Below are 21,421 nucleotides of genomic sequence, written 5' to 3'. Positions count from 1 at the left end.
ACTGATTGCCTTTCCTTTTTTTTATATGAAGAAGTTCACGCTTTTGCTGTTGTCTGCCTGCTTTTTTCTCTTAATTATAATTCCTTTTTCCAGTGCATTCCTTTTCGACCCCAACACAGTGCAGGAAATGAATTTGAATGTAAGCCTTAAAGGCCACGGAAGCTTTTACGGGAATGTCGGGGCAAGCAATGAAATTCAGGTTAAAGTCCTCACCTTGAGCAGTACAGAAAACCAGAAAGTGCAGAGCATAACAGAAAAACTGTACATTGGAAATGACGTTATTGCGCCGACTTACGAGACAATTAATGGAAACAGGTACGCTGTCTTTTCAATTAAAAACCTTGCAAGCCATGCAAATACTCCTTCATTCAATTACGAAATAAAGGCAAATGTAATTACCAGTTCGGCTATTGTTTTAGGCAAAGACTATGATTTAAGCAGGGCGATAACAGAACAAAGCGGATTCCTTGCTCCCTCAAAATACATTGAGTCAGATGACAGCGCAATAAAGAGCAAGGTTGCACTGGACTTTCAGAGCAATTCCTTTCTTGAGAGCGTTAGAAGCATTACTGACTGGGTGCATTCAAATGTTGTCTATGACTTTAATTACTATCCTCTTGTATTGAGCGCAAAAAAAGTCTATGAAGTAAGGGGGGGCGTCTGCGATGAATTCGCAAACCTTACTGCAGCATTCTTCAGGGCAAAAGGAATTCCTGCAAGATATAATGTTGGGGTATCCTTTGATGGGGATAGGTGGGGAAACCACGGCTGGCTTGAAGTCTTTCTTCCTGGAACAGGCTGGATTGGTGTTGATTCAACTTATGGTGAGGCAGGATTCCTTGACGCAACCCACTTGACGCTTGCAAAGGTTGTTGACATCTCTGATGCAACTGACTCTGTCGTCTATCCTGAAGGAATTAGTGTTGAACTGATAAAAGATGAGCCCTCAATTGAGATTAATTCAAAAAATAATTTTTCTGGGTTCCTCGAATTGAAATTGGATTTTCCATTACAAGTGGATTTAAGCGAACCCTTCAAAATAAAACTGAATGCAAAGAACCTGAATTCTTTTCCCTTGATCGCGCCTTTAAGCCTTAGAATGCATTCTGATTTCTCTGTTGACAGGCCTGAAAGGCTTGAATTGTTTGAGGCAGGAGAAGAAAAGGCAATTGAGTGGAATGCCTTGAGTCCGGGCCAAGGGGAGAAAGGAAAGAACTTTATTTACTCTTTTGCCTTGCAGTCAATAGACCAGAGCCTTGAAGAAAAGATTACTGTAACAGACAAAACTTTTTCCGGAGAACAGCAGAGCAATATTTCAATCCTGAACGTCAATCCTTTCATTTCAGGCAACGAAATGAAACTGGAAATAGAATTAAAGAACACTGGAAGCAAGGAGGGCACTGTACTAATTGACTTGAATTATAACGGAAAGGAAGAACATTACAGTGAGACAGTTCCTGCAATACAGGAAAAGAAACTGTCTTACACAGTCAAAAACGCTGTGCCTGAAACAAGTGTCTACCTTGTGATCACAGCAAATGATGTGGAAAACCCTTACTCAATTAAAATCCCGGAAGAGACAGCAAAGCCTCCTGCAAGCAATGCTGGAAAAGAACTGCAGTCATTAGAGGAAATATTCTCCAGCAAATACTTTATTGCGGGGGTTTTAGGCACAATATTAATTTTTGTTATTATAATAGGTTTTTTTCTTAGGGGCACAAGAAAATAAAAAGGAATAAAAGGCTTCTTTGCTCAGAAATTATTTACGCCTTGCAAAAGCGATTGTAGTGTAGTGGTTAGCACACGAGCTTGCCAAGCTCGTAACCCGGGTTCAAATCCCGGCGATCGCAAACTTATTTTCCTTTTAATTTTGATATCTTGTCCATTTCCTTGAGTATTCCTCTGTTTTTTGGGTCTCTGATAAATTCAAGAGTCCATCTGAGCACTGTGCTTTGGTTTTCATTCACTGTTTCAAGCAGTAAGACAATTTTTCTAGCTCTTTCTCTCATGACAGGGTCTTTTGTATGTTGAAGCAAGTTCTTCCATTTATATAAATCTTCTCTGCCACCATATCTGGCCAGATTCCTTATTACTGTTGGAAGGGGCAATTTTGTTTTTACTGCAATTGAATCCAAGGACATTACATAAGAAGTGTTAAATTCAGGCCATCTCTTAGTGAGAGTCAAGGGGTTCTCTGAAATCTGCTTCTTGAATTCAATTCTAGCCTTGACTGTTGCCTGGTGTTTTTTATATATTGCTCTGCCTCCAAGAATGCTTCCAGCAGTTAAGCCAACCACTGTAGCTCCAATTAATATCTTTCTCCCAATTCTTTTTTTCGGCCTTAATCTTTGAGGTCTGTAAGCCATATCAATTACATTAATGAGTGCTTTTATTATTAAATATTTTGCAGTAAACAATTTCTTTGGATGTTTTCCGAGCTAAAGCGAGGAAATCCTATTATTGGTCTGAAAGGGCAATAATAGTATTCGCACGTAAACCGGGCGTGACGGTTTGCGTCCGTGGTCTAGTGGTTAGGACATGAGCCTTCCATCTAGTGGAAGCTTACGAAAACGCCCAGCGTTACAGTAATCTTTTGCTGGAGAGAAAGCTCATTACCCGGGTTCAAATCCCGGCGGGCGCACACAGGGGCCCGTAGCTCAGCTTGGCAGAGCACTTGACCTGCCCTTTTTTCTTTTGGGAAAAGAAAAAAGTGCAAGTTGCCCAAAAAAGAAAACAAGCCCAAAGAAAAGAAAAGTTTGGGTTTGGCAGGAGCGTAGCTCTTAACCAAGGTGTCGGGGGTTCGAATCCCCCCGGGCTCGATTTAAATTTTATGAGAGCAGTCCAATTACTGCAGTCACAAAATTCATTGCAAAGGCTGCAATAATAATTCTTTTTGTCTGGATTTCTTCAAAGATTACTTTCAGCATAAGTGATTCTGCTAGAAATACTGATACTTCAATTAAAATGAAATTAAGTAGAAAGTTGAGTGGAATTAATGGCAGTGCAATCCAAGCAATCGGCAGGGTAATTAAGTTCACTACAAAGGATGCGATAATCAATTTCTGTATTCTTATTTCTCTGTAAAAGAATAGAACAAGAATTATGGTTTCAATTATGCATGTAAGAATTAATGCTTGAGTGAAGGTGAAGGTCATTTTACCGCTTTGATTTTTTTTGCTTGTTTGGATTTCTTTAGAATGAAATATAATACTAGACCAATTATTAAGAGGAAGGCAATTATTAAGGCTATTAAAGGCAAGTAAGCTTCTGGACCAGCTACGTCTGCTTTTACCATTACGGAAAATAATAATATGAATGCAATTGCAATCATAATTTTCTTCATAAGCATTATTTGTGGGCTAAACTTATTTATATGGTTTTCCATTTAATTAGTTTTTAGGGCATATATGAAGGGCAGAGATAAGGAATTCGTTCAAAAGATTGCGTTAGAGCGCATGTACAGGTTAATGGATTTGGCTTTGGAGAACTGGAAGGAGCATAAGGAAAGGAGCAGGGATTACCTTGGATTAATGAAGAGGATTAGCACTAGAAACAGGGTGAGAATTCCAAGGGAATTGAAGGAAAAGTACTGCAAGAAGTGTTTTGCCCTCCTTGAAGGCAATTCCACTGTAAGGGTGAAAGGAAAAGCTTTATGGCTGAAGTGCAAGGGCTGCGGCACAGTAAAGAAGATTTTTCTAGAAGGAAAAAAAAGCAAGATTGTAATAGGGGTAACTGGGGGCATTGCGTGCGGTAAAAGCATTGTGGCTGAAGTCTTTGAGAAAAATGGAGCTGAAGTCTTGAAGGCGGATGATATTGCAAAGGAATTGATGGTGAAGGACAGGAAATTGAATGGATTGCTGAAGGAAAAGTTTGGAGAAAAAATTGCGGGAAAAAAGAGGATTGATTTCAGTGAATTGGGAAGGATTGTTTTTGCTGACCCAAAGAAAATGCATGAACTGAATGCTTTAGTGCATCCTGTTACAATAAAAAAATTAAAAGAATTAATCCAGAAATCAAAAAAGGATTTTGTTGTAATTGAGTCAGCATTATTGGTGGAAGAGAAAAATGCTTTGGGGTTGACTGAAAAGCTTGTGGTCGTGTGGAGCAATAAAGAAAAACAGCTGGAGAGGCTCAAGAAAAAAGGGCTGAGCGAGAGAGGGGCCCTGCAGAAGATTAATTCTCAGCTTCCAGTAAAAGAGAAGTTGAAGAAGGCAGACATTGCAATTGAAAACAATGCCTCGGAGCAGGAATTAAGGGAGAAAGCGGCAAAAGCATGGATTGAATTGAGCTCCAATTAATAAAGGTTTAAAAACATTCTTTCAAAAGAGTTTTTAATAAACAAAAGAGTTCTGATTTGACTCTGATTATGTTTTTTTGAGTTTTTGAGGTTAAAATATGGCTTCAGTTTTTGATGTGCCGGGAACAGACTTAGTGCAGGAAATAGCACTTGAGTTAAAGCAGAAAGGCGTAAAAAAGCCTTCTTGGACTGAGTTTGTGAAGACTGGCGTGAGCAGGGAGAGAGCACCACAGCAGGAAGACTGGTATTACCTGAGAATGGCTTCAATTTTGAGGAGGATTTATGTTGATGGTCCTCAGGGAGTTCAAAGCCTGAGGACTTACTATGGAGGAAGAAAGAACCGGGGGGTAAGGCCTCAAAAGGTTTACAGGGCCTCAGGAAAAATTGTTAGGAGCTGCCTGCAGCAATTAGATTTATTGGGCTTCACTAAAAAAGAAAAGAAGGGAAGGGCAATTACAGCAAAGGGAACTTCATTCTTAAACAAGGTTTCGAAGGAATTAGCAAAAAAATTAAAGGAACAACCAAAGAAAGAGAAGAAAAAGGCTTACAGGCTTTCATTCAAGGAAGAGAAAATATCAGAACCCAAGGCAGCTGAAGCCAAGAAAGGGAAAAAAGATGAACGAGGACGAGCAGGCAAGGGAGCAAAAACTAAGTGAATTAAAAAAGAGGCTTGTAGAACAGAAGATTGCAGAACAGCAGGCGCTTGAAGCAGAATCAAAAATTAATTCAGCCTTAATGCAGTTGCTTTCAGAGGAAGCAAAAGCAAGGCTGAGCAATGTAAGGCTTGTGAACAGGGAGCTTTATTCTGCTGCAGTCCAGAACCTGATCTGGCTTGCAAAAAACGGTTACATAAAACAAAAGGTTTCGGAAGGGCAAATGAAGCAGTTGCTTGAGAAATTAAATGTTAAAAGGGAAATAAAAATAAAAAGGAAATGAAAAAAATGGCAAGAGTGAAAGACAAAGAAAAAAAGGACTTCTTTATCTCCCAGAGAAAAAAGATTGGCTCCTCTATAACCAATGCCCCAGTATGGGCTGTGAGGAAGAGGGGCAAAAGGATTTTCAGCAAAAAGCAGAAGAGGACCTGGAGGCAGATTGATTTGGGAAAAATGTACAAGAAAAAACAGAGAAAAAGCCAGAAAAAGAAGGGTAAAAGGTGAAAGATAATGCCCGCAGGTTCTTCAAGTTATATTGTTCCTTTAAAGGAGGTTTTCGTGAAATGCTCCAGGGGCCAGAGAGCAAAAAAGGCAATTGCCTTCCTGAAGAAATTCATTAGAAAACATAAGAGAGTGGATTTGGAGAGCATAAGCCTTTCGCAGGAATTAAATGAAAGCATTTGGTCTAGAGGCATCCATAATATTCCCAGAAGGCTTGAAATTGAACTGCTTGAGGAAGAGGGAAAAGTAATTGCTTTCTTGAAAGGCGAAAAAGAATTAAAGGAATGGGAGAAAGCCAAAAAAGAAAAGAAAAAAGCAGAAGAAGAAAAAGCAAAGGAGAAAGCAGAGAAAGAAAAGGCTGAAAAGGAAAAGAATAAAGACGAAAAAGAGGGAAAGGGAGAAGAAAAGGAAGAAAAGGAAAAAGAGAGGTTGAAGAAGGAAGGGGAAATAGAGGAAGACAAAGAGAGAAAGAGAATGGAAAAGAAAGAAAAAGAGAAAGGCTTTGAGATTGAGTCAAGGATGAGAAAAACTCAAAGGCACGAAACAAGCAGGTAAAGGCAGATGAGAATAGAAAAGAAGGCTATTAACGGAAGCCCTTTCATTGGGGTTTTTGCTTCTGTAACAGAAAAAATTGCTTTGCTGCCCAAAACAATTTCTGCAAGAGAATTAAGGGGAATTGAAGAACTCCTTGAAGTGGAGGCAATACAGGCAAGCATTGCGGACAGCGATTTAATAGGAATCCTTGCAAAAGGCAACAGCAAAGGGTTTATTGTACCTGAAATAATAGAGGAAGGGGAATTAAGGGAACTGGAAGGAAATGGAGTGAAGATTAAAGTGATTCAAGGCATTAATGCCTTGGGAAACTTGATTGCATTGAATGACTTTGGGGGCATTATGAGCCCGCTAATGCCTGAGGGTTTAGTGCAAGATATTAAAAGGTTTTTCGGGATAGAATTTATTAGGACTTTAATTGCAAACACCGAGATTGCAGGCAGTTGCATTGTTGCCTCAAACAAGGGCTTTGTTGTGCACCCCAATGTAACGCAAAAGGAATTCAATTTAATAAAAAAGGCCTTGAAGGTGAAGGGCACTACAAGCACTGCAAATTATGGCAATCCTTTCATTGCAAATGATGTTATTGCAAACAGCAAGGGGGCATTGATTGGAGAGCAGACGTCACCTCATGAAATGCTCAGGATTGATGAAGGATTGAGCGGTGAAGAATAAATGAAGAAAATAAAAGAAAGAAAATTTGAGGAAAAGGAATTTGAGGTAAAGGGAATGATTTCTTTTAATAAAGGCGAAAAGAAGTTCTCAAAAAAGATTCATGCATTCAATGAAGGCCACGCAAGGGAATTGGCTTACAGCCTGTTCGGTTCAAAGAACGGGCTTAAAAGGAGAAGCATTAAAATAATTGAAGTGGAAGAAGTAAGGGGATGAAAAAAATGGTTGAAGAAAGGCAGGCAAAACAAGTAAAGCTTTCAGGGGAACAGATTGTTGCTTTGTTTCAGGAAGAGAAAGCAAAGCTTGATTCCATTTCAATGCAGATTAATTCTGTTCAGACTGCATTGACTGAAGTGCTTTTCGCTGAAGAGTCATTAAAGGAGTTGAGCAAGGAAGGCTTTGAGGGCCCAATACTTGTTAATTTGGGTTCAGGTGTCTTTATTGAAGGCGCTGTTTCTAATGCAAAGAAACTCAAGAAAAGCCTTCCCGGGAATGTTGTCTTGGATGTTTCGCCTGAAGAGGTTTCAGAGGAATTAAAGAAAAGGAAGGAAAACGCGCAGAAGACATTGGAATTGCTTTTAAGAGACCGGGAAAGGATTTATTCTAATTTGAATAATTTGAGCAGGATTATTAATGCAGTTCAGGCACAGGCTGCAAGAAGCAGGAAGAGATAATTGCCTGAAAATTAGTTTTTAGGAATTTTTGTAAGGTTTTGCATAATGTTCGATTTCTTGAAGAAAAAGATTTCCTCTTTCACTGAAAAAATAAAGAATTCAATAGAAAAAAAAGGGGAAGCAGAAGAATCAGAAAAGCCTGAAGAACTGAAAGAAGAAATAATTGAAGAAAAGAAAGAGGAGTTAGAGGAAAAGACAAGACTTGAACCCAAAGAAAAAGAAGTTCTGGAGCAGGAACTTACAGAAGAAGAACTAGAGATAATGAGGGAGTTAAGAGAGAAAGATGAAAGAGAATTAAGGGAATTAGTTGCAAGGCAAAAAGAAAAACTTGCAGAAAAAGATAGAGAAGAAAGAGAGAAAGCGCTGAAAGAAATTGAAAAAGAAAAAGAAAAAATAATTGAAGAAAAGGCCTTGGAGGAAGTTGGAGAAGAAAAATTTGAGGAGAAATTGGTTGAGTACGAACTAAAGGAAAGGAAGCCTGAAGCAAGATTAGGTATTAAATCAAAACTCAGGAAATTTTTTGCAGGCGAAGTAGTAATAGAGGAAGCAGACATAAAGAATTTTTTGAGTGAATTGGAATTAGCATTGCTTGAAAGCGATGTAGAGCAGGATACAGCAAAAGAGATTGCAGGTCAGATGAGAAAAGAATTGGTAGGAAAAAAAATTAAGGGAAGGGAAGATGTAAATGAATTCCTTAAGAAAGAAATAAGGGGGATACTTGAAAGGGTAATGAAGACAGAGCAAATAAATTTTTTCTTTTTGGCTGAAAAAAAGAAGCCTTTTGTAATTTTATTTTTGGGGCCTAATGGCGCAGGAAAGACTACAAGCATTGCAAAAATTGCTCATAAAATGCAGAAGGAGGGGAAGAGCGCTGTGCTTGCAGCAGCAGACACCTTCAGGGCTGCATCAATAGAGCAATTGGAGAAGCACGCAGGCAGATTGGGCATGAGGGTAGTAAAGCACAAGTATGGCGCAGACCCTGCAGCAGTAGCATTTGATGCAGTTAAAGCAGCTGAAGCAGCAAAAATTGATTTAGTGTTAATTGATTCTGCAGGCAGACAGGATACGAACGTCAACTTAATGAATGAATTAAAGAAGATTAACCGGGTGATCAAACCTGACCTCAAAATTTTTGTTGGAGAGGCAATGGCAGGCAATGCCTTGCTGGAGCAGGCAACTCAATTCAATGAATGGATTGAAATAGATGGTTTTATTCTAACAAAAATTGACTGCGATGCAAAAGGAGGCACATCAATTTCTCTCCTGCACAAGCTAAAGAAGCCAATTCTTTTTGTGGGCACAGGCCAAGGATATGATGACCTGATTGAGTTTACCCCAGATTATATCATTGACAGGGTAATTGTTTAAAATACTTTTTGCTACATAATATTTGCTACCTTTAAGTAGTAAATGGTGGGGTAAAACGGAAAATAAAAAGATTAATGATAAATTTATTTTACTCTTTTCAATGCTGTTTTTTATTAGCTTTTTCCAGATCATTTTTGCCCTGCCTCAAGAAGTAACCTTTACCAATGAATTAATTGAGGCGCCAAAGCCTTTTGCAATGCCTTCAATTGGAAGAGAAGGTGTTGATTATAGGGGCGATTTAAGCCTCAGTATTCCTTTGATGACTGTAAAAGGAAGGAATGGATTGGATTTTCCTTTGATTGCTTATTACCATTCAGGAATTAAAGTAAGGCAGCCAGCTTCCTGGATTGGATTAGGATGGAACCTAGAAATAGGTTCTGTTACAAGAATTCCAATTAATATTTACGATTTTCATGCCCCAACCTGGGACTGCAGCAGTTATAAGGATTCTGCTGACCCCTTGCCTGACAAATTTGTTGTAACCACTCCGACCTCTTCAATAAATTTCAGTAATATTACTTCTTCTTCATCTGGGGGCACAGCAAGCGACCAAATACATCTCAACCCAAAATTTGTTTCTGCCCCAATTGACAACGGAGAAGACCTTGAAGGGACTCGAGTAAGCCTGGGCCATCACGCATTTGATTACAGCAAATTCATTTATTATGCCCCTGACGGAACAAGATATATTTATGAACTGGGCTTGAAAAGCAATGGCATTGACCTTTTCTGGAATGGAGATGAAGAAAAATTTTCTTGCCCTGAAGAGCCCCATAATGTTAAATGGCTTCTTACAGCAATCCTTTCTCCAGACTATGTGGATGGCAGTTCACCCCAAGACTTAAATCCACTAAATTCCACTAGCCCTGCCGCAGACAACAAGGGGAATTGGGTTGCAATAGAATACTATCCTGTTAAAGCATACCATTATGCTCACGATTTTGACTGGCAGGCATATAATGCAGACCCAGCAAACTATGTGCCGCCCTTATTCCACAAAGAAATAACTTATCTTTACAGGATTGTTACCCCAACCAATGTAGCAGAATTTGTTTTGGAGGACGAATTTGCAGGAGAAAACATTGTTAACCCTGAGACCTTAAGTGAATGGAATAACCCTTTTGAGTCCGGCGATAGCCTCAAGGGAGAGAAAACAAAAAGGCTGAAAGAAATAAAGCTTTTCAAGTATTCAGGCACTGGAAGCAATCCTGCAGGCCAAATTATTGAGGGAATTGACTTTAATTATGCCCTAAAAGATGCAAGCCTGGCACACTGCACTGTCAGCGGAAATACTTACGGGGCAAAGACTACCTTGAAAAATATTTATTTGAAGGGAAGTGATGGCTCTTTCCTGCCTCCTTATTCTTTTGATTACAATGAATCCATGTCTGACTATAATCCATCTTATCCGTGCTACAATCTTGCCTATGACTCACAAAATAGCTGGATTTTATTGCACGAGGACATGTTTGGTTATTACAGCACCTTTGAAAATGGATTGGATTTATTGTACCAGGAAATTCCGCTCAATGACGCGAAAGCATGGAGTTTAGCTGAAATTGCTTATCCGAGTGGAGCAAAAAAGAAATTCACTTACGGAGATGACACAATCTGGCATGATTTTGGGCAGGGAGCAAAATATTATGCCTTGGGTGGCACAAGGATAAGGAAAATTGAAATTCAAGATGATGAGGAAAGCAATTATGCGTACAGTTACTCTTACAGTGCTAGTGGGGAAATCCCTAATATGGGTTTCATGAGTTCTACGCCAATAATTTGGCTTAAGCATAAATATCACATTTATAATCCATACGAAAATCCTAATTCAGTCAATTATTTTTATCCTATTGCTGAAGAAGAAAGTTTTGTTTACTATGACCAAATAGATGAAGTTTTTGAAGGGGAAGGCTGGAGGACGAGAAGGAATTTTGCCCTCTACAACAGGCCTGACAGAACAAATATTATCCCTGATCCAGTCAAGTATCCCGGAGGATCAAACCAGGTGTGCGCGTCAAGTTACTGGTGTGTTCAAATTCCTTTCAAGAATGCAGGGGGCCTGAATTTTTTGATTTATTCTTTCCAGCACTCAGAGAATTCAGGAATGAGGGGAAATGAATATTCTGAAGAATATTACAACAGCCAGAACAAGCTAGTGAAAAAAATAACTTACTCAAGAAACCCTTATTTAATAAATGAAATTAAGTACTTCGGCACTTCCTCGGACAGCTATCTTTTGTTCACTTATTACTGGGACGGCCTTACAAGCACTAGGTCAACTTATTACGATGAAAGCGGGAACAGCGTGGACATATTGAACAGGTTTGATTATGCCATGGGGCCTGCAGCAAAAGACTCTTGGCAATATATCAGGATTTTAAGCGAGGAAGAACAATTCAAATACTCTTCTCCAATTATTTCAAGCATAAGAAAAAAGGAAATTGTTTATGCGTGGGACACTGGCAGGGGACCTCCATTTGATGAACACGATTTTAGCGGGATGAAACAGGCTCACATTTATACCTATCCTTATCAAACATGGTATTTGGATTGCAAAATCAACAGTGGCACTGAGGCCTGCAAATGGCTTGACAAGCAGGAAAGGACCCTTTACGAGAAGTACGGCAACAGGTGGTATAAAAGTAAAGGGCTTCAATGGCTTGACAGGAACAAAAACGGTTTAAAGGAAGCAGACGAATGGATTACCACACAGTACCTGAATTATGACAATTACGGGAATGTTGGAAAGATTGTTTCGCCTGACGGAAATGAAACAATAATGGAGTATGACCCTGCATTCAATTACGCTTACCTGAAGAAAATAACACGAAAAAACCCTGCAGGAATTGACTTGGTGACACAGTATTCTTATGACTCATTAACACAGCAGTTGTCTTCAATTACTGACCCTAACAATTTCACTGCAAATTATTATTATGACGATTTTTCAAGGCTTAAATCAATACAAAAGCCTCTTGATGCAGGGCCTTCAGTAAATTATGAGTATCTAATAAGCAATACTGAAAGCGACTGGATAAAAAAAACCCAAAAGATTGATGAAACAAAAAATTCTGTTGGCATTGAATACTTTGACGGCTTAGGGAGAAGCATTGGAACAAGAACTTTGAACAGCGGGAATGACATCCTCACGAAAACTGAATACGACCTGGCTGGAAGGGCTTGGAAGCAGTTTAAGCCGTACAAGGAATCAGAAGGGCAAAACTATTTCACTGAAACACAATATTATGCTGACCCCCTGAACAGAGTCAATAAAATAATTCCGCCTGCCTCAAGCAGCAATATAACAACAAACTTTGGGGTAAACAATGGAATTAGAAATACTACCTTAATTGATGAGAAAGGCCACGACAAGAGAAGTTCCTTCAATGAATTCGGGGAACTGGTTAAAGTGGAGGAATGCTCTAATGACAGCGCCTGCAGTGGAACTTACACTAATGCAAATTCCTATGAGTACAATTATTTTGGCGACCTTAATTCTGTTACTGACGCAGAAGGTCACAAGACTGAATACTATTATGACACCCTCGGAAGGCTTGTAAAGGAAGTGCATCCAGACACTGGAACAACTGAATTAAAGTACGATGATGAAGGCAACCTTATTCAAAAGATTACCCCTAAAGGAACAATAAATTATGAATACGATGCACTAAACAGGCTGACTAAAATTGATTATCCCTCAGGAACGGATGTAATAAATGCCTATGACTCCTGCTTGAACGGAAAAGGCAAGTTATGCCAAGTAACAGATGAATCCGGAATTACAAGCTTTGAGTACGATGAAAGAGGCAGGCTAACAAAAGAGACGGCGAAAATTGACGGAAAGGCATATGTCACAGAATACACTTATAATTCTGCTGACGGAATTGAAACAATTAAATACCCTGACCCGCAGAGAACAACCCTTAAATTTTATTATAATGAATTGAACCAGATCGACCACGCAGACAATTTGACTTTAAGTTTACAGTTAGCTTCCTTTTCTTACAACCCGAACAATTCAGTGAAGGAAGTGGATTACGGCAACCAAGTGAAAGCTTCTTACGATTATTATCCCAGGGACTGGATGAAAAGCATTGACATAAAAGATCCGGGTAATAATGCTTTGTTCCAGCGCTATTTTGAGTACGATGCAGCAGGGAATTTAGAGAAAACTTATATGAGTGCAGCGCCAGGGCAAGGGCAGTTGAGTGCTTCCTATTCTTATGATGGCCTTGACAGGCTTTTGAGTGCAACAATAAATTATCCCGTCAATAAAACATTGAATTACTCTTATGACAAGGCCGGAAACAGGCAGACAATGAATGATTCAGGGGTGGATTATTCTTACGGTTATGCCTATGAAACAGCTGGGCAATCACAAGAATTACTTGAAGTAAAAAAGGCAGGAGTTCCATTAATTAATTTAAGTTATGATGCAGCAGGAAACCTTGAAGGAAAGAATTGTTCAGGCCCTGAATGCAGTAGTGCCTCTTACTCTTATGATTCTGAGAACGGGCTGGAGAGGATTGATTTTTCAGACGGAAGCTTCTCTGAATTCATTTACAATTACAAAGGCTTGAGGGCAGAAAAAATTGAGGGAAGCAATAATTCTATTTCCTTTAATGTAACCTATTATTTATATGACCTAAAAGGAAATGCATTGTATGAAAGGAATATTGCTTACACAGCAGGAGACCCAAACAATGACAGCAAAAGCACTATCGCAGATGTAGTTTTCATGGTGAATTACCTGTTCAAGGGAGGGAATGTACCTGCTTTGCTGCTTGCTGCAGATCCAAATGGAGACTGCAAGCAAACTGTAGCAGATGTTGTTTATCTGGTTTCATATTTATTCAAAGGAGGCCATCAGCCTTTGCCTGGATGTCACAATGAAATTTCAGGCCAAGGGCAGGCATTATTGAAGGCTGGAAATGCGGGAATAAGCTTTGGCTCTGGAAGGATTGATTCCTTGAACAAGACAGTCCTTGTTCCAATTACAGCAAAGCTTGACTCCAATGCCTCTGCAGTGGAAATTTCATTGAATTATGACGCAAAAAAATTAATCATTCAGGGGGCTTCAACTACAGTAAGGACGAATGGAATGCAGTTGGCTTTCTCTGGCAATTCAGGCAAATTTGTTGCAGGGTTAATAAGCCCTGACGGAAGCAAGAGCATTTCTTCAGGTTCAGGGGAAATAATTGTGCTGAGTGTAAAGCCTGCAAATTTCAGTTCAATTGATTTGAGCAGCCTTAAATTGAATGAAATTGAAGTTATAGATGAAAAGGCATTAGAATTCAATTTAAGCATTTCAAGCAACACTGCAACAATACCATTAACGAAGACAGTTCCCAAGACAGGATTAGTTACAACGGTGGAATAAAAAATGAAATATAAAAAATTAATTGCATTTTTTGCTTTTCTTTTAATCATTCAATTAGCTGCAGCATTCACTGAAACAAACACAACCTATTTTTACGCCAACGGCCAGAGGATTGCAAGAATTGTGAATGGAAGCAGTGTTGAATACTATCATTCGGATCAGCTGGGAAGCACTTCTTTGATGACAAACTCTTCTGGTGCCTCAGTAATGCAGGAATCCTATGACCCTTACGGCAACACACTGCAGGTCTCAGGCACTTCTTCAACCAATTACGGCTTTACTGGAAAGGAATTGGACCCAAAAAGCAATTTGTATTATTACGGCGCAAGATACTATGACCCATTAATTGGAAGGTTCATTACAGCAGACAAGGTTTCAGGGAAATTAGAGAAACCGCAGACACTGAATAGGTATTCTTATGTGAGCAATAATCCCTTGAAGTTCGTTGACCCAAGCGGGAACGCAGAGGTAACCTCAACTTATAAAGACAAGCAGAAAGAGGTTTCAAATTACTATAAATCTGCGGGCGTTAACTTTGATTCACTAAAAAGCGATTTGCTCATTTCATTCAACGAAGGCCAAATTCCCAAGGTTTCTTATGGTGGCATAAAAGATTCACTGCAACCGCTTGGAGCAACATTGAGCTCAATATTTCTTGAAGTGCGTTTTAATTCAACTAACCAGAAGACCCTGCTTAACATGAAAGGGTATAGCATTGCAGATATTGGAAGAGTAGTAGACCTTTTAAATAGCGATTCAACAACAAGTGTAACAGTACTGGACACATTAATACAAAGTGATATTACGCTCTTGCCTTCATTAACAAAAACATTTAACATAAGCCCTTCATCGAGTATGCTGGATGTAGCTTACTACTATGCTAGTTATTATACAATCGCCCATGAATATGCCCACTCAAGCGACTTCTATAAAACCGGCGGCAGCATTTCAAAGGCAGACATTGAAATCTTAGGGCATAAAGCAGAACTCGCCTTTATTAATAATTTTTTAGCCAAGAAAGTATTAAATGACTATAAAAATAATGTATTAAACAGAGAGCAGTATGATTTTGTCAATCAGCTTCTGGATGCAAGAAGAAATGACATCAAGAGCCAAATAAAATATTGGGAACAGCAAAAAAAATAATCAATGGTTTTTATTTTCCGTGCCTTGGCACCTTTTTTTGGTAAGGCCATCTTGTTTTCTGAGTGAAAACAACCCCATCCCGCCCCTTTAAGTAAGGGTAGCTTTTCCCGCGGAAAATTTGCGGCGGTCCTTTATGAAGGAATGGATATATTTCTGGTTTCAGGCGCATGCGGTGTGGCAGTTGTTTATTTTCCCTGATTTTAGCTTCCAGGTAGGTTGTTAAAGAATCAATAAATTCTTTTCTTCTGGAAAGAATTTCTAGTGGCTGCCTGGGCAAAGTATCTTCTAAAGCAACCAATGAATTTTTGAGGACTTTGCCATAAAGAGTATCTTTAGCGTAAAGCGTTGAGGTATCAACCGGAACTAAATCAAATTTTTTTCTGAATTCAGGTGAAGGGATTACCACTTTATTTAAGTATTCTGAAACATTCTTTTGTTCTCTTGGGGTGAGAGGCTTATTTAAGTTTAAGTAATATAAAATTCCCCCAGCAACTATTGCTATGCCTATTTTTCCAGCGCGCTTGATTTTAGGGTTGATCTTCTTCACCTTCCAAAAATATTATGATTTTATAATTTAATTAATTGGAAAACCTTCTTTTTAATTCTTCCTTTTTTTTGCTTTAAAGTTTCTCCTGTAGTATTCTTCTAATTGGAATGCCTTATCACCATAAATTCTTGCAAGCCTCCTCAGCTCTGCTTTTATGGGCAAGATTTTTCCTGTCTTGCGGGATTTTATTGGCTTAACGAAATTCTGCATTCTTTCAAGAAATGCTGCTTTCTTGTTTGCATCCCAGATTAAGGAAAGCAATTGCTTTTCAGTCAACGTGCTTAAGTTTAATCTTTCTGGGGGCCGTAAAATTTTATTATAATGTTTTATTAGTCCAATTATTTTTCTGTTATCTAGTTTTTCTCTTTTAATTTTTTCCCGGAAATTTTTTACTCTGCCTTCTATTTCTGAAATCCTTTTCAGCCTCCTTAAAGGAACTTTCCTCTTAGCTGTCATTCAATTACCCTGCCTTATTAATATGTTGATTCTCCGCCATTTATAATTATTTTTATTTTAGTATTTTTATAGGGGATAAAAATGGGTTTAGGCGAAAAGCTCAGGAATGCGATTGAAAGGCTTAGGACAAGCCCTCTGGATAAAGACACAGTAAAAGAGGTAGTGAAGGGAATCCAGAGAGCCTTGATTTCCTCTGACGTGGAAATTGAATTAGTTTTACAGCTCTCAAAAAAAATCGAGGAGAACGCGTTCAAGGAAGTTCCTGAAGGAATCAACAGAAGGGAATTCATGATAAAAAGCACTTATGACGAATTAGTGAAATTGCTGGGTGGAGAGAAGCCGAAAAAGATTGCTGAACCTAAAAGGATTATGATGGTTGGAACCTATGGCCACGGGAAAACGACGAGTGTTGGAAAGCTGGCAAAGTATTACGCGAAAAGAGGGAAAAAGGTTGGAGTGATCTGCGCTGACACCTTCAGGCCAGCAGCATTCGAGCAATTGCAGCAGGTATCAGAAAAAGCAGGCGTACAATTTTATGGCAACCAAAAAGAAAAGCATGCAGCAAGGGTTGCAAGGGAAGGAATTCAATACTTCAAAGGCTTTGATTTAATTATTATTGACTCAGCAGGAAGGAGCGCTTTAGACAAGGAATTAGTGAAGGAAATAAAGGAAATTAATTCTGAATTAAAGCCTGACCTCACGCTTTTGGTTTTGGGCGCAGACATTGGCCAGATTGCAGGAAAACAGGCCAAGGCATTCCATGAAGCTGTTGGAGTGAATGGCGTTCTCCTAACAAAAATGGATGGATCAGCAAAAGGCGGGGGGGCAATTGCTGCCTGCACTATTACTAATGCTCCAGTGTATTTTATTGGAACAGGGGAGAAGCTGGATGACCTAGAGGAATTTGACGCTCAAAGGTTTTTGGGAAGGATAATGGGCTACGGCGACCTTCAAACATTGCTTGAAAAAGCAAGGGAGGCTTCAGAGGAAGAAGAAATTGACTTGGAGGAATTAATGAGAAAGGAATTTAATCTGGAGATCTTCTACAAGCAATTGAAGGCTGCAAGGAAGCTTGGACCATTAAGCAAGGTGACAGAAATGATGGGGTTGAGCATGCAGATCCCAAAAGAGCAGTTGGATGTGGGCGAAACAAAACTGGATGGATTCAAGGTGATAATGGATTCAATGACCAAAGCAGAAAAACTCAATCCTGATTTACTGAGTCATTCAAGGATTTCAAGGATTGCAAAGGGCTCAGGCAAAAAGGAAGAAGAAGTAAGGGAACTCCTCAAGCACTTCAAGCAAATGCAGCGCGTCTGGAAGTCTTTCAGGAAATTGGACGACCCAAAATTCCTGGAAAAAAAAGGTGCAATGGAAAAGCTGATGAAGAAGTTTGGCAAAAAAAAGAAATTCAAGATAAGGTAACTGTTCGATTTATCAAACAAAATGTTTTTTAAATAAAACAATATGTTTTTAAATTCGAACAAACTATTTTTATTACATGGTTCAAAAATTTGATTTTTTGGGGGCAAATTCATTAAGGGTTGTTGAAAAGCTTAGTTCAAGGCCTTACTATGTAAGGGAGCTTGCTGAAGAATTAAATATGGCGCCAAGCACTATCCTCTCAATAGCTAAAAGTTTGATTAGGGAAGGTGTTATTTTTTCTAAGAGGGAAAAGAACAGGCTAACGCTTTGTCTTTCCTTTGATTCTGTGCTGGCCAGAAGGATTGTTTCTTTTTCCATCACGAACAAGATCCTGCACTTGGCTGCATTCAAGAAATTAATTGAGTTAAAGCCTAGGGGGGCATATCTGTTTGGGAGCAGTATTGAAGGCAATTTTTCAGAGAAAAGCGATGTAGATTTGTGTATTTACTTTGAGAAAATCTTTGATTTGCTTAAAGTCAATTCAATTAAAATGGATGTGGAGAAAGCCTTGGGCAGGGAAGTACAGCTGATTATTTTGACCCCCAAAAAAATTGAGGAAATGCGAAAAAGCAATTCAAACATACTAAAAGAAATAATTTATTCTAGCATTGTTTTGTATGGTGAGCGCCTTGAAAGAACTTGAAGAGTGCTTCAGGAAAGGCGAATTAAAGAAGATTCCTGAAAACAAGGCTTTTGCTTCAGATGACTTGAAGCAGGCTGAATTTTTCTTGAATGAGGCTTATGATTTAATTGAAATAAAAAAGAAGGAGATGGCATTAATTGCATTGTATAATTCTGTCTTTCATGCTGCAAGAGCCCTTCTTTATCTGGATGAAATTAAAGAAAAAAGCCATTACTGCCTTCAAAAGTATCTTGAAACACATTATGTTTCAAGCAAAATGCTTTCAAGAGAAGATATTTCAATGTTCGACTTATTGCGCGGGTTAAGGCAGGAAGTCCAATATAATGTAATAAAAACAGAATTCCCAAAAAAATTGATTATCTATACAATAAAGCTGAAGGATTCATTGAAAAAATCAAGATAATTGCAAAAAGAAAAATCGGGGGAAAATAGGTGGCGGGCAAAAGCAGTATTATTTATCAAAGCAGGGAATTTGCAGCAGCATGGGATAAATATCTGGGGGCCCATGAAGATATACTCAGAACAAGAATGATGAATTTAATTCTTTTGGAAGAGATTGGAAACTTAAAAGGCAAAAATGTCCTTGATGCAGGCTGCGGGAACGGCTTTTTTATAAAGTATTTATCAAAATTAAAACCTAAAAAAATATTTGCCTTTGACATATCGCAACAGCTCATCAAAATTGCAAGAAAAAGATATGATTTTGTTGATTTTAGGGGGGCAGACCTTATAAAAAAAACACCTTACAAGGAAGGGCAGTTTGATTGTGTAATCTGCTATAATGTATTTATGGATCTCCCAAGAATTGAGACGGCAACCAGAGAGTTAAGTAGGGTGACCAAAAAAGGAGGCAAAATTCATATAGTAATTGTTCACCCCTTGTACAATCTTTTCTTTAATGACATAAAAGCAAAAACTGAAAGTATTACAAGAAGATTAAGGCGTTATACTTCAGAAGAGCGAATTCTTGTTGGCACAATTCCTGGCTTCGGCAAATTCACTGTTTATAGAAGGCCCCTCTCCCGTTACTTGAATGAATTTAAGGAAAACCATTTATTTTTAGAAAAAATGATTGAAGTGCCAATTTCTGAAGAGGTAGCAAAAATTGACAAAAAATATAAAGAAAGAACAGGTGTGCCTGTATTTGCTTACTTTAAATTAAAAAAAGAATAAAGTGGTGAAACAAAAATGCTTTTTTTGGAGTTCAGGTCTTTGGTTGTTTTGGTTGGATGCCTTATTGGGGCATATACTGATTTCAGGACTGGATTGATTCCGGATAAGATTACTTATTCGATGATTGGGTTGGGCTTATTCTTGAATGTGACTGAGGTTTTAGTGATGAGAACCTGGGTTGCATCAATTGAGGAATTGTTCTCACTTGCAGTTGTAGTCCTGTTTTTGGGTTACATCCTTTATTATTCAGGAAAGCTCGGGGGAGGCGACGTAAAGCTCTTTTTGGGAATTTCCCTTGTACTGCCTTTTTACGGGCAGCAATTGTTCCCATTTAATGTTTTTATATTGCAGGCCCTATTTTTCTCTGCCTTGATTTCTGTTAGCTTTCTTTCAGTTTATTTTCTTGTTAAGTATGCAAAAAAAGGGATTGAATTAAAGGAGAATTATGCGGGGATAAGGAATGCTGTGCTCCTCGGAATAATTTTTTCTTCGTATTTTTACTTTCTTTTCTCTTTCACCTCTTTTCCTTTCAGGAATTATTCCTTTTTGCTGATTCCAATTTACTGCGCTTTATTGTTTGTTGCATTTGAGAGGGGAATAAAAAAGGAATTCTTCCTCAAAAAAATTCCTTTGGGCAAATTGGAGGAGGACGAGGTAATTGCAACAGAATTTATGGACAAAAAATTGCTGAAGGAATTAGGTTTGGGTGCCAAGGGCGTTATAGGGGAGAAAGAGAAGGAGAAATTAAGGAAATTAAACGTGAAAAGCGTTCTTGTTTACAGAAATCTTCCAAGGTTTGGGCCCTTCATTTTTTTAGGAGTTTTAATTGCATTGATTTGGCCTAATGCCCTGGCTTTTATCTTCGCCTGAAGCCTTGCAATAAAAGCAGTAATTTATATTTTCCTGCATTCTAATTATTATCATGCACAAAAAAATTCTTTTTGCGGTTGCGCTTTTGCTGGCCGTGGGAATAGCGTTGAGCGGTTGCACGCAGAAAAAAGAAGAAAAAATTTCGGTAAAGAGAATTTCAATTGAAAACGGGATAATTACTATTGCAGGACTTCAGGGAACAGAAAAATTGGTTATTGAAGGCGGAAAAACTGGAATTGACACAGGGCCTATTATCGCAAAGTATTCCTGCAGTAATGCAAAAGACGGAAGGGACGGAAATTACACTGCGGCAATTGAAGGCAGTGAATTGAGTGAGTTAGAGCAATTCATCCTTTCTCATCCTTCATCGGAAGGCTTCTGCACTGATACCGGCGGGATTACTGTTTCAATGGAGTATTTTGATGAAAACATAATTGAAAGGAGCTATCACTGCCCTGACATGAATGCAGTTCAGGGAATTGAAGATTACTTGAAGGAATTTTCAGGCGGAGTGAATTGCTTTGAAAAAAGCGAGTGCGTGGCTGATGCTGACTGCGTTGCTGACGGCTGTTCAGGGGAAATCTGCAGGGTCAAAAATTCAGATCCTGTTTTTACTACGTGCATGTGGAAGCCTGAGTTTGACTGCTTGAAGTTCAGCGCGTGCAGTTGCATTGAAGGAAAGTGTGCCTGGAAGCATAATCCCACATATCTTGAATGCTTGAACAAAATCAAATAAAATTAAATTAAAATTAATTGAAGGTGAAAGGAAATGGTTGCAAGAACTTGTAAAGGCTGCTTTTATTTCACTGAAAGCCAGTCCGGAAGAGCTCACAGGAAAGAAGAGAACAGGAACTGGTGCAGGCTGAAGGAAGAATATACCTTCACTTCCCTTGCGTGCGATAAAGGGAAATGGTAAATTTACTAAAAAACCCGATTGTTAGGGCTTTGGGACATAATTTTAGTGTGTTTTTAGGTTAGGATAACGATGTAGGCTCTTTTTCCAATATATTTTTTGGGAACGTCTGCTTTTGCTGATGTTCCGAATGGCGTTATGGTTCTTTCTAGTA

At 38.7% G+C, this 21,421-nt stretch carries 24 protein-coding genes, 3 tRNA genes and 1 pseudogene; 22 read left to right on the top strand and 6 right to left on the bottom strand.

The window, feature by feature from the left end:
* Nucleotides 1-25 precede the first annotated feature (25 nt).
* Together AB1467_00140 and AB1467_00135 are read left to right on the top strand one after the other, a co-directional pair.
* Nucleotides 26-1,729 carry a transglutaminase family protein gene (locus AB1467_00140; protein MEW6294691.1) on the top strand — a complete coding sequence of 568 codons (1,704 nt, stop codon included), beginning with the start codon at nucleotides 26-28 and terminating at the stop codon, nucleotides 1,727-1,729.
* 49 nt (nucleotides 1,730-1,778) lie between these two features.
* Nucleotides 1,779-1,850, top strand: a tRNA-Gly gene (locus tag AB1467_00135).
* A gap of 3 nt (nucleotides 1,851-1,853) precedes the next feature.
* On the opposite strand, the gene AB1467_00130 is transcribed toward AB1467_00135, so the two are convergent.
* Nucleotides 1,854-2,366, bottom strand: coding sequence for a hypothetical protein (locus tag AB1467_00130; protein ID MEW6294690.1), 513 nt, complete (start codon nucleotides 2,364-2,366; stop codon nucleotides 1,854-1,856).
* 147 nt (nucleotides 2,367-2,513) lie between these two features.
* On the opposite strand from AB1467_00130, the gene AB1467_00125 reads away from it, so the two are divergent.
* A tRNA-Gly gene (locus tag AB1467_00125) sits at nucleotides 2,514-2,641 on the top strand.
* Nucleotides 2,642-2,646: 5 nt separating this feature from the next.
* Nucleotides 2,647-2,819, top strand: a tRNA-OTHER gene (locus tag AB1467_00120).
* Nucleotides 2,820-2,828: 9 nt separating this feature from the next.
* Here the strand turns inward: AB1467_00120 and AB1467_00115 are convergent.
* Together AB1467_00115 and AB1467_00110 are read right to left on the bottom strand one after the other, a co-directional pair.
* The gene (locus AB1467_00115; protein MEW6294689.1) at nucleotides 2,829-3,155 is read right to left on the bottom strand and encodes a hypothetical protein; all 327 of its coding nucleotides are present in this window, start codon (nucleotides 3,153-3,155) and stop codon (nucleotides 2,829-2,831) included.
* Nucleotides 3,152-3,343: a hypothetical protein gene (locus tag AB1467_00110; GenBank protein MEW6294688.1), complete on the bottom strand. Its 192-nt coding sequence runs from the start codon at nucleotides 3,341-3,343 to the stop codon at nucleotides 3,152-3,154. The genes AB1467_00115 and AB1467_00110 overlap by 4 nt, the downstream gene beginning before the upstream one ends.
* Nucleotides 3,344-3,407: 64 nt before the next feature.
* Here AB1467_00110 and coaE point away from each other — a divergent pair, with 64 nt between their 5' ends.
* The 11 genes and pseudogenes from coaE (at nucleotide 3,408) to AB1467_00055 (ending at nucleotide 15,240) form a co-directional block, all read left to right on the top strand.
* The gene (coaE, locus tag AB1467_00105; protein ID MEW6294687.1) at nucleotides 3,408-4,298 is read left to right on the top strand and encodes a dephospho-CoA kinase; all 891 of its coding nucleotides are present in this window, start codon (nucleotides 3,408-3,410) and stop codon (nucleotides 4,296-4,298) included.
* Nucleotides 4,299-4,395: 97 nt separating this feature from the next.
* A pseudogene (locus AB1467_00100) lies at nucleotides 4,396-4,836 on the top strand (30S ribosomal protein S19e).
* A gap of 76 nt (nucleotides 4,837-4,912) precedes the next feature.
* Nucleotides 4,913-5,233 carry a DNA-binding protein gene (locus tag AB1467_00095; GenBank protein ID MEW6294686.1) on the top strand — a complete coding sequence of 107 codons (321 nt, stop codon included), beginning with the start codon at nucleotides 4,913-4,915 and terminating at the stop codon, nucleotides 5,231-5,233.
* Entirely contained in the window at nucleotides 5,230-5,454 is a 225-nt protein-coding gene (locus tag AB1467_00090; GenBank protein ID MEW6294685.1) for a hypothetical protein, read from the top strand. The genes AB1467_00095 and AB1467_00090 overlap by 4 nt, the downstream gene beginning before the upstream one ends.
* A gap of 6 nt (nucleotides 5,455-5,460) precedes the next feature.
* A complete protein-coding gene (locus AB1467_00085) occupies nucleotides 5,461-6,006 on the top strand; it encodes a 50S ribosomal protein L31e (protein MEW6294684.1) in 546 nt (181 codons plus the stop codon).
* A gap of 6 nt (nucleotides 6,007-6,012) precedes the next feature.
* On the top strand, nucleotides 6,013-6,678 hold the full coding sequence (locus AB1467_00080) for a translation initiation factor IF-6 (GenBank protein MEW6294683.1): 666 nt from the start codon (nucleotides 6,013-6,015) through the stop codon (nucleotides 6,676-6,678).
* Entirely contained in the window at nucleotides 6,679-6,891 is a 213-nt protein-coding gene (gene rpl18a / locus AB1467_00075; GenBank protein ID MEW6294682.1) for a 50S ribosomal protein L18Ae, read from the top strand.
* Complete coding sequence (locus AB1467_00070) at nucleotides 6,888-7,349, top strand: hypothetical protein (GenBank protein MEW6294681.1); 462 nt, start codon at nucleotides 6,888-6,890, stop codon at nucleotides 7,347-7,349. Before rpl18a ends, AB1467_00070 begins: the two co-directional genes overlap by 4 nt.
* 45 nt (nucleotides 7,350-7,394) lie before the next feature.
* The gene (ftsY, locus tag AB1467_00065) at nucleotides 7,395-8,717 is read left to right on the top strand and encodes a signal recognition particle-docking protein FtsY (protein MEW6294680.1); all 1,323 of its coding nucleotides are present in this window, start codon (nucleotides 7,395-7,397) and stop codon (nucleotides 8,715-8,717) included.
* A gap of 100 nt (nucleotides 8,718-8,817) precedes the next feature.
* Nucleotides 8,818-14,094: a DUF6443 domain-containing protein gene (locus tag AB1467_00060; protein MEW6294679.1), complete on the top strand. Its 5,277-nt coding sequence runs from the start codon at nucleotides 8,818-8,820 to the stop codon at nucleotides 14,092-14,094.
* A 3-nt stretch (nucleotides 14,095-14,097) separates the two neighbouring features.
* Nucleotides 14,098-15,240 (top strand): RHS repeat-associated core domain-containing protein, encoded by a 1,143-nt coding sequence (locus tag AB1467_00055; protein MEW6294678.1) that lies wholly within the window; start codon nucleotides 14,098-14,100, stop codon nucleotides 15,238-15,240.
* 10 nt (nucleotides 15,241-15,250) lie between these two features.
* Here the strand turns inward: AB1467_00055 and AB1467_00050 are convergent, their stop codons facing one another.
* The gene (locus tag AB1467_00050; GenBank protein MEW6294677.1) at nucleotides 15,251-15,787 is read right to left on the bottom strand and encodes a hypothetical protein; all 537 of its coding nucleotides are present in this window, start codon (nucleotides 15,785-15,787) and stop codon (nucleotides 15,251-15,253) included.
* Between the two features lie 51 nt (nucleotides 15,788-15,838).
* Complete coding sequence (locus AB1467_00045) at nucleotides 15,839-16,243, bottom strand: hypothetical protein (protein ID MEW6294676.1); 405 nt, start codon at nucleotides 16,241-16,243, stop codon at nucleotides 15,839-15,841.
* Between the two features lie 81 nt (nucleotides 16,244-16,324).
* Here AB1467_00045 and AB1467_00040 point away from each other — a divergent pair, with 81 nt between their 5' ends.
* The 7 genes from AB1467_00040 to AB1467_00010 all read left to right on the top strand — a co-directional run bounded on the left by AB1467_00040 (nucleotide 16,325) and on the right by AB1467_00010 (nucleotide 21,270).
* Nucleotides 16,325-17,668 carry a signal recognition particle receptor subunit alpha gene (locus tag AB1467_00040; GenBank protein MEW6294675.1) on the top strand — a complete coding sequence of 448 codons (1,344 nt, stop codon included), beginning with the start codon at nucleotides 16,325-16,327 and terminating at the stop codon, nucleotides 17,666-17,668.
* Between the two features lie 76 nt (nucleotides 17,669-17,744).
* On the top strand, nucleotides 17,745-18,311 hold the full coding sequence (locus AB1467_00035) for a nucleotidyltransferase domain-containing protein (protein MEW6294674.1): 567 nt from the start codon (nucleotides 17,745-17,747) through the stop codon (nucleotides 18,309-18,311).
* Nucleotides 18,298-18,714, top strand: coding sequence for a HEPN domain-containing protein (locus AB1467_00030; GenBank protein MEW6294673.1), 417 nt, complete (start codon nucleotides 18,298-18,300; stop codon nucleotides 18,712-18,714). Before AB1467_00035 ends, AB1467_00030 begins: the two co-directional genes overlap by 14 nt.
* Before the next feature lie 29 nt (nucleotides 18,715-18,743).
* Nucleotides 18,744-19,484, top strand: a complete 741-nt coding sequence (locus tag AB1467_00025) for a class I SAM-dependent methyltransferase (protein MEW6294672.1) — start codon at nucleotides 18,744-18,746, stop codon at nucleotides 19,482-19,484.
* Between the two features lie 15 nt (nucleotides 19,485-19,499).
* On the top strand, nucleotides 19,500-20,354 hold the full coding sequence (locus AB1467_00020; GenBank protein ID MEW6294671.1) for an A24 family peptidase: 855 nt from the start codon (nucleotides 19,500-19,502) through the stop codon (nucleotides 20,352-20,354).
* A gap of 52 nt (nucleotides 20,355-20,406) precedes the next feature.
* Nucleotides 20,407-21,090, top strand: coding sequence for an eight-cysteine-cluster domain-containing protein (locus tag AB1467_00015; GenBank protein ID MEW6294670.1), 684 nt, complete (start codon nucleotides 20,407-20,409; stop codon nucleotides 21,088-21,090).
* Between the two features lie 33 nt (nucleotides 21,091-21,123).
* Nucleotides 21,124-21,270 (top strand): hypothetical protein, encoded by a 147-nt coding sequence (locus tag AB1467_00010; GenBank protein ID MEW6294669.1) that lies wholly within the window; start codon nucleotides 21,124-21,126, stop codon nucleotides 21,268-21,270.
* A gap of 53 nt (nucleotides 21,271-21,323) precedes the next feature.
* Here the strand turns inward: AB1467_00010 and AB1467_00005 are convergent, their stop codons facing one another.
* Nucleotides 21,324-21,407 carry a DUF2080 family transposase-associated protein gene (locus AB1467_00005; GenBank protein MEW6294668.1) on the bottom strand — a complete coding sequence of 28 codons (84 nt, stop codon included), beginning with the start codon at nucleotides 21,405-21,407 and terminating at the stop codon, nucleotides 21,324-21,326.
* Between the last annotated feature and the right edge of the window lie 14 nt (nucleotides 21,408-21,421).

Source organism: Candidatus Diapherotrites archaeon (assembly GCA_040755695.1).
Classification (GTDB): domain Archaea; phylum Iainarchaeota; class Iainarchaeia; order Iainarchaeales; family 1-14-0-10-31-34; genus JBFMAK01.
The sequence above is the reverse complement of the archived record's forward strand: the minus strand, read 5'-3'. Positions and strand labels throughout refer to the sequence as shown.